The following is a 7,670-nucleotide window of genomic DNA, read 5'->3' as shown; positions in this document are numbered from 1 at the left end:
TGCATTTTCAAAACCATCCTGTGTTACCGTTAATTTTATTTGCCCCTCAGCTCCTGCTAATTCATAAGTTACATTTAAATAATTTTCAGGAATATCAGGCATGGCTGAGTATGGATGTATTACAGTATACTTTAATAATTTTGAAGCCTGTAAACCAACAATAATTCCTTTTACAAATACCTTTTCTTTTCCTTCATAATTGGTTCTCCAAATCAGGGCACTGCCCACATTCCAGTCAGAAACTGTTTCGCAGCCAAACATATATTTTTTTGTTTGCTCAGGGTTTACCAAAACATCCCAAGCAGTTGTTGCAGGGGCATTGATAACGATACTGTTTTTGACGGATAATTTGTCCATTGAACCGGATATTACTTAATTTAATTTTTTCTTTAAAGTGCTTACCTGGGTCTGTAAATTATTAACCATGCTTGCCAACGAATTCATATCCCATCGTTGCTGCTGGCTTATTTTGCTGATTACCATTTGGGCTTGCCATAGCTCAACCACATCTTCAACATTTACCTGGTAAGGCTGGTACTGCGGATTATCACTTATCAAAGTAAATTTATTTTTTATCTTATTATTTTTTACCACCCTTTTATATACAATGCCTTCATGGCGGCTAACCACTATGTATGCCTGATCATTTTTTACGTCTTCCCTTGATTCTATTTTTTCACCCACAATAATACTGCCGCTGGGGGTGGGCAACATACTGTCGCCAATAATTTCAAAAGCGCGGTAGTTTCCACCGGCGAGCATGGGTAAAGTAAAGGTATTCAGCTCATCAATAAATTCGCTGTCGGCATAACCGGCTAAATAACCCGCCGCAGCTTTTACCGGTACAAAATGAATAATGTTTCTCTCGGCGGTCATCATTTTTTGTTGCCGGCGTTTGGCCAGATAATTACTGCCACTATTACTCAGATCCTTCAGTAACAATTCATCCAGCGTAAGTTTGAAAATATCTCCTACTATTTCCAGCACTTCCAAACGGGGATCAGCCCGTTCTTCTTCATATGCTCCGATTAAAGAACGCTTAATACTTAATTTTACTGCAAACTCTTCCTGTGTCCAACCTCGTAATTTGCGGAGATACTTTAGATTTTGTCCGGCTTGTGACATATGCAACTAATTTGATTAGTACAAATATACTAATTTATTTAGTTTAACAAAATTTAATTTTTACTATTACGTTATTCATATTGGTTTGCTGTAGAAAAAACCAAGGGGTTATGCAGGAAGTAATTTGCCGGACATTTTGATTAGAAAGGCGAGGCATTAAAAAAGAAAAAAATATGTTAATTTTTTACATTTGTCCACAATATCTGCAACTTAATGAAATCAACATTGTCACTACACTATCTTTTATTTTTATTAAATAATTATGCAAAAAATATTTATTCTCTTATTTTTTATTATGTTTTTTTCCAAAGGCAATGCTCAAAACTTAGTGCCCGTTGATGAAGGCTCTGCAATAAAAATTTCCATTAAAAATTTCGGATTTTCAACTGGTGGCAGTTTTACCGGTCTTAAAGGAAAAATACAATTTGATGCTGGCAATATTGCCAACACAAGCTTTACAGTTAGTGTGGATGCCACCAGCATTAATACCAATAATGAATCAAGAGACAAACACATTCGTAAAGAAGAATATTTTAATGTAGAAAAATATCCACTTATTAGTTTTGCATCTGCCGCGGTAAGTAATGGTGATAAACCGGGAACATTTTTAATGAAGGGTAATCTTACTATTAAAGGTGTAACAAAGCCAATCTCCTTTCCTTTTACAGCTATTGCACAAAATAACGGTTTTCTGTTTTCAGCGTCATTCAATATTAACCGCAGGGATTTTGGTGTTGGTAGCAACAGCATGGTATTGGCAGATAACCTGCTGTTATCATTGCGTGTTTTTGCCAAAAAAAATTAAGCTTTATAAAAAATAGGGATGCGTTTTTAGTGACGGAATGCAGTAGGTTGCTCAAGGATCTATATAAATTAAAGGCTGAATATGATTTAAAAAATTACTTTACAAGCCGGCAATCTGCCGCGCTGTACAAGTTGTAGTGATGTTCCAAATGGCTTTTTAGCTTAGACAAAAATTATCATAGAAAAATTTCCATTAAAAAAAGGTTCTTGTGCCCGAAAAATTTTCCCTGAATTCTTTGGGTGTGCAATGTTTTTTCTTTTTAAATAAGCGGTTAAAGTTGGATATATTATTAAAGCCACAACTGTAACTCACTTCTGCTATGGAGTTGGTGGTATCTATCAAAATACGGGATGCATGGCCCAGCCTTATTTCATTTAAGCTATCAATAAAAGTAATCCCGGTACGCTTTTTAATAAATCGGCTAAAAGAAACTTCTGTCATGTTTACCAGCTTGGCAATATCACCCAGCGTTATCGGTTTGTCGTAGTTTTTGTTCATGTGTTCAAAAGCCTTTTCAATCCGCCTGCTATTGAAATTAATTTGAAATCCGGTATTGAAAGTAGCTTCCGATAAGGTTCGGATGTTTCGGGAAGAGGAAAGATCATGCAGGATATTGATCAGCGCCATCACTGAATCAAAGCCGGTTTGCTGGTGAAGTGAAACAATGCGGGCTGAAATTGCCTGGGCTGTTTCCTTCGAAAACAGAATACCTTTTGCCGATTGATCGAACATTTTACGAATGAAACTCAACTGGTTTCTGCTCAGGAATTTTTCATCAAAAAGATCCCGGTGAAACTGGATGGTTACTTCTTTTATTTCATTACTTTGGCACTGGGCGGTAAACCATGCATGGGATAAATTGGGACCAACTAAAACCAGTTCCAGATCATCAATTAGTTCAATATGATCGCCTACAATTCGTTTGGCACCCTTGGCATTGGTGATGAGATTGAGCTCAAATTCCTCATGGTAATGCAAGGGAAAATTAAATTCCTTTTTTACCCTGCTAAAAATGGTAAAGCAATCATTTTGCGTTAAAGGCGTTATTTCCCTGACTATACTTTTATGCATTTTAATATGACAGATTTAATTTTAACCGCTATAAACAAAAATTGAAAGTACAAAAAAATAACTAAAATAGTACCATTCCTTCAACCAGATAAGTACAAAACTGTTCCGGTTAACTGCTGTTCATTGAAATCAATTTAAATCAATGATAAGATAAGATAGTATTATAATGTAGATAAGCAATCTTGTTAATTTTGCAGGTATTCGTTTAAGGTATTTATGATATTGCCATAATTGCGTTTGCATAGTTAATATCTTTAGTAATAACTCGATAAAAATTTTAAATTTTGAAAAAAGGGATTGTTTGCTTTTTTGTATTCAGCGCTTGGTTGATACCGGGACTTATTATTGCCCAAACGGCAGACAAAAAAGCTACCAAAGAAACAATGAATTTACTTGCCAACTTACACAAACAGGCCGGTAAAGGAATTTTGTTTGGCCACCAGGATGATCTTGCTTATGGAGTAGGCTGGAAATACGAAGCAGGAAGAAGTGATGTAAAAGAAACTACGGGTCAATTGCCGGCAGTATATGGATGGGAGCTTGGCCGTATTGAAATGGATGCCCCGGTAAATCTGGATGGTGTTCCCTTTGATAAAATGAAACAGTTTATTACTACCGCTTATGAAAGTGGTAGCGTGGTAACAATCAGCTGGCATCTAAATAATCCGCTAACAGGAAAAACGGCATGGGATCCTTCACCTGGAACCGTTGAAGCTATTTTACCCGGCGGCGAAAAAAACGAATTGTACAAAACCTGGCTTGATAAAGTAGCCGCTTTTATGCTGGATTTAAAAGGAAAAAAGGGTGAATATATCCCGGTTATTTTTCGTCCATTTCACGAACTTAACGGAAGCTGGTTCTGGTGGGGCAAAAATCATTGTACACCGGAACAGATAAAACAATTGTATCGTTTTACTGAAACCTATTTAGAAGAAACAAAAAATGTGCACAACCTGTTGTACGCTTATAATACCGACCGGTTTACTACAAGTGAAGATTACCTGGAAAGATATCCTGGAGATGATTATGTAGATGTAATTGGTTTCGATATTTACCAGAAGGGCGATATACTGGCAAATGATAAATTTATTACGGAGACAGATAAAAGTCTTTCTTTGATAGAAAAAATTGCTGTATTTAAAAATAAAATTCCTGCACTAACCGAGTTTGGATACAATACAGTTCCGGATGCGCAATGGTGGACAGATGTATTAGCTAAAGCATTAAAAAATCATACCATCGCGTATATGTTGGCATGGCGAAATGCAGGCCGGAAATCAAAAAATGAAATAGAGTTTTATGTACCTTACCGAGGCCAGGTATCAGCAGCCAATTTTAAAAAATTTTCTATGATGAATACAATGATTTTTGAAAAAAAAGTAGCGAAAAAAAAGCTATACAGTAAATAATCAGGATTATTATTTTTATGCAGCCTTACAAAACACTAAAATATTCTACACTTTCTATTGATCAAATACGCCAAAATGCACCAACAATTTAAAAACCGATTACAACAACTTAAGCAAACCCAGAATTCCTTACTTACAACAAAAAATAAAAAAGTATTAAATGGTAATGGCGTATTTGACCGCTATGAAAATACAATACTTACGGCATCCCATACACCCCTTAACTGGCGGTACGATTTGAATGAAGCAACTAATCCATACCTGATGGAACGCTTTGGAATTAACGCCGTTTTTAATGCCGGTGCTATTAAATGGAATGATAAATATTTAGTAGTGGCAAGGGTAGAGGGGGCAGACCGCAAATCTTTTTTTGCAGTTGCAGAAAGTGTGAATGGAATAGACAATTTTACTTTTTGGGAATATCCAATACGGATGCCCGAAACTGCTGTGCCCGATACCAATACTTATGATATGCGCCTGACAGCGCATGAAGACGGCTGGATTTACGGTCTTTTTTGTACGGAAAGAAAAGACCCCGCTGCAGCACCAGGCGACCAGTCTGCAGCGATTGCGCAATGTGGTATTGCAAGAACCAGAGATCTTAAAACCTGGCAGCGTTTGCCTGATTTAAAAACACCTTCGGCACAACAAAGAAATGTTGTACTGCATCCCGAATTTTTACAGGGCCAATATGCTTTTTACACTAGGCCACAGGATAGTTTTATTGAAGCCGGCGAAGGCGGCGGTATTGGTTTTGGACTGGTAGCAGATATTACCAATGCGGTGATTGAAAAAGAAACCGTGATTGACCCAAGGGTATATCATTCTATTTTTGAAATGAAAAATGGGCTTGGTCCGGCTCCGATTAAAACCAATAATGGCTGGCTGCATTTGGCACATGGAGTAAGAAATACTGCGGCAGGCCTGCGCTACACGTTGTACATGTTTATGACCGCCCTAAATGATATTACCAGGGTAACGCATAAGCCCGGAGGATATTTTTTAGCACCGGAAGGCGAAGAACGCATTGGGGATGTCAGCAATGTAGTATTTAGCAATGGCTGGATTGCAGAAGAAGATGGTAATGTATTTATTTACTATGCATCCTCAGATAGCAGGATGCATGTGGCTACTTCAACCATTAATCAGTTGGTGGATTATGTTACCAATACCCCGGCAGATGGATGGAGTTCTGCTGCATCTGTAAACACCATCAACAATATAATAGATGCCAATACATTTGTTAAAGCAGAAGAAAAAAAAGCGCAGGAATTTGCAAAATAAATTTATCCACTCTGGTAAAATTTACTATGGTAATTTATTGAAGGAGTCAGGCTGCAGCCATAAAATATTTTTAAAAAATTATGACCAATACCCTGCAACAATACGGCAGCGAATTACAAACGGAGTTAAGCGATATCCTGGAATACTGGTTAAAATATGCACCTGATGAAAACAATGGTGGCTTTTTTGGAAAAATTGATGCTGAAAATAACTGGAATACAACCGCACCCAAAGGAGCTGTATTAAATGCCAGAATTTTATGGTCGTTTGCTGCTTCGTATAATTGTACGGCAAACGAAAAATACCTGGCGATGGCGCACAGGGCTTATCAATACATCAATACCTGTTTTGTTGATAAAGTGTATGGGGGTATTTTTTGGACGGTGAATTTTAAAGGCGAACCTGCCGATACAAAAAAGCAGGTATATGCAATTGCCTTTTTGCTGTATGCATACAGTGAATATTACCAAAGCAGCCATTTGGAAGAGGTAAAGAGTCAAGCCATAGCGTTGTACCGCCTCATTGAACAGCATAGTTTTGATACTGCCCAAACCGGTTACCTGGAAGCCTTTACCCGCAACTGGCAACCTGTCAGCGACCTTCGGCTAAGCAGCAAAGATGCCAATGAAAAGAAGACCATGAATACGCACCTGCATATACTGGAAGCGTATACAAACTTATACCGCATCTGGCCAAACGAAAACCTCCGCAATAGCATCCTGTTATTAATTAAAAACTTTACCGGACACATCATCAATAAAAATACGGGGCATCTTAATTTATTTTTTGATGAAGACTGGAATGTTAAAGGTGGTGTTATCTCTTATGGGCATGACATAGAAGCTGCCTGGTTATTGCTGAAGGCAGCGGAAGTAATAAAAGATGAAAAACTAATAATACAAGTAAAAGAAATTGCTATAAAAATTGCAGAGGCTACTAAAGAGGGGCTCGACAAAGATGGGGGTTTATGGTACGAAAAAGAGCAGCATCATTTGGTAAAAGAAAAGCATTGGTGGCCCCAGGCAGAAGCAATGATTGGTTTTTTTACAGCCTGGCAAATTTCGGGCGATTTGCAATATTTACATCAATCAATCAATAGCTGGCAGTTTGTAAAAAATACCATTAAGGACACAAAAAACGGGGAATGGTTCTGGGGTGTGGATGCATACAATGTACCCATGCAGGGGCAGGATAAAGTGGGTTTGTGGAAATGTCCTTATCATAACAGCAGGGCATGTATTGAATTGATAAACCGGATTGGGGCATACACAAAATAGTCAAACAGGTAAGCAAACATTTTCTGAATCCTGTCATTTTAATCAATATTAAAAATGAAAAGAATATTATTTTTCGGTGATTCTATCACGAAGGCTGGTGTACTAAAAGGAGGGTATATTGATCTTATCCGGCAGGCTGTTTACAATAAAAATAAACAGAAAGATTTTGAATTAACCAGCGCTGGAATTGATGGCAACAAAGTGTATGATTTATACCTGAGGATGGATGCAGATGTACTGAATAAAAACCCTTCGATTGTTGTTGTGTATATCGGCATCAATGATATATGGCACAAAACATCCGGTACCGGAACGGATATAGAAAAGTATGAAGTATTTTATAGAGCGATCATCAAAAAATTGCAGGAAAAAAATATAAACTTAATTCTGTGCACTGCTTCAGTAATTGGGGAAAAGCAAAAAGCCAATCCCCAGGATGCAGACCTGGAGGCCTATTCAGCCATTATAAGAAAACTTGCAGTGGAATACAATTGTTTATTGGTAGATCTTAGAGCAGCTTTTATGAATTATGAAATACAGCACAATACAGGTCATAAAGAATTGGGCATACTCACCACTGATGGAGTTCATTTAAATGACAGAGGAAACCAACTGGTAGCGGAGGAAATGCTGAAAGTATTGTCACTTTAAAAAAACTGTTTGAAAATATTTCGATCGATTTGTTATGATTGTAAAACG

At 37.4% G+C, this 7,670-nt stretch carries 8 protein-coding genes; 5 read left to right on the top strand and 3 right to left on the bottom strand.

The features are described from left to right. A partial coding sequence (locus tag H7254_RS13075; RefSeq protein WP_301933390.1) for an SRPBCC domain-containing protein occupies positions 1 to 357 on the bottom strand: 357 nt, incomplete at its 3' end. A gap of 15 nt (positions 358 to 372) precedes the next feature. Further along, a complete protein-coding gene (locus H7254_RS13070; protein ID WP_301920672.1) occupies positions 373 to 1,125 on the bottom strand; it encodes a LexA family transcriptional regulator in 753 nt (250 codons plus the stop codon). A 262-nt stretch (positions 1,126 to 1,387) separates the two neighbouring features. Here H7254_RS13070 and H7254_RS13065 point away from each other — a divergent pair, with 262 nt between their 5' ends. Then, a complete protein-coding gene (locus tag H7254_RS13065) occupies positions 1,388 to 1,930 on the top strand; it encodes a YceI family protein (protein WP_301933389.1) in 543 nt (180 codons plus the stop codon). Positions 1,931 to 2,122: 192 nt separating this feature from the next. Here H7254_RS13065 and H7254_RS13060 read toward each other — a convergent pair whose 3' ends face one another. Continuing rightward, positions 2,123 to 3,001 carry an AraC family transcriptional regulator gene (locus H7254_RS13060; protein WP_301933388.1) on the bottom strand — a complete coding sequence of 293 codons (879 nt, stop codon included), beginning with the start codon at positions 2,999 to 3,001 and terminating at the stop codon, positions 2,123 to 2,125. A 284-nt stretch (positions 3,002 to 3,285) separates the two neighbouring features. Here H7254_RS13060 and H7254_RS13055 point away from each other — a divergent pair, with 284 nt between their 5' ends. The 4 genes from H7254_RS13055 to H7254_RS13040 all read left to right on the top strand — a co-directional run bounded on the left by H7254_RS13055 (position 3,286) and on the right by H7254_RS13040 (position 7,622). Next, the gene (locus H7254_RS13055; protein WP_301933387.1) at positions 3,286 to 4,410 is read left to right on the top strand and encodes a glycoside hydrolase family 26 protein; all 1,125 of its coding nucleotides are present in this window, start codon (positions 3,286 to 3,288) and stop codon (positions 4,408 to 4,410) included. Between the two features lie 75 nt (positions 4,411 to 4,485). Then, entirely contained in the window at positions 4,486 to 5,694 is a 1,209-nt protein-coding gene (locus H7254_RS13050; RefSeq protein WP_301933386.1) for a glycosidase, read from the top strand. An 80-nt stretch (positions 5,695 to 5,774) separates the two neighbouring features. After that, positions 5,775 to 6,971 carry an AGE family epimerase/isomerase gene (locus H7254_RS13045; protein WP_301933385.1) on the top strand — a complete coding sequence of 399 codons (1,197 nt, stop codon included), beginning with the start codon at positions 5,775 to 5,777 and terminating at the stop codon, positions 6,969 to 6,971. A gap of 54 nt (positions 6,972 to 7,025) precedes the next feature. Next, positions 7,026 to 7,622 (top strand): GDSL-type esterase/lipase family protein, encoded by a 597-nt coding sequence (locus H7254_RS13040; protein ID WP_301933384.1) that lies wholly within the window; start codon positions 7,026 to 7,028, stop codon positions 7,620 to 7,622. Positions 7,623 to 7,670: the final 48 nt, after the last annotated feature.

Source organism: Ferruginibacter sp. (genome assembly GCF_014377975.1).
In the GTDB taxonomy this organism is placed as follows: domain Bacteria; phylum Bacteroidota; class Bacteroidia; order Chitinophagales; family Chitinophagaceae; genus Ferruginibacter.
The sequence above is the reverse complement of the archived record's forward strand: the minus strand, read 5'-3'. Positions and strand labels throughout refer to the sequence as shown.

Excerpts from the sequence above, each read along its gene's own strand:
- H7254_RS13070 (WP_301920672.1), bottom strand. The coding sequence starts at position 1,125 with ATGTCACAAGCCGGACAAAATCTAAAGTATCTCCGCAAATTACGAGGT.
- H7254_RS13065 (WP_301933389.1), top strand. The coding sequence starts at position 1,388 with ATGCAAAAAATATTTATTCTCTTATTTTTTATTATGTTTTTTTCCAAA.
- H7254_RS13060 (WP_301933388.1), bottom strand. The coding sequence starts at position 3,001 with ATGCATAAAAGTATAGTCAGGGAAATAACGCCTTTAACGCAAAATGAT.
- H7254_RS13050 (WP_301933386.1), top strand. The coding sequence starts at position 4,486 with ATGCACCAACAATTTAAAAACCGATTACAACAACTTAAGCAAACCCAG.
- H7254_RS13045 (WP_301933385.1), top strand. The coding sequence starts at position 5,775 with ATGACCAATACCCTGCAACAATACGGCAGCGAATTACAAACGGAGTTA.
- H7254_RS13040 (WP_301933384.1), top strand. The coding sequence starts at position 7,026 with ATGAAAAGAATATTATTTTTCGGTGATTCTATCACGAAGGCTGGTGTA.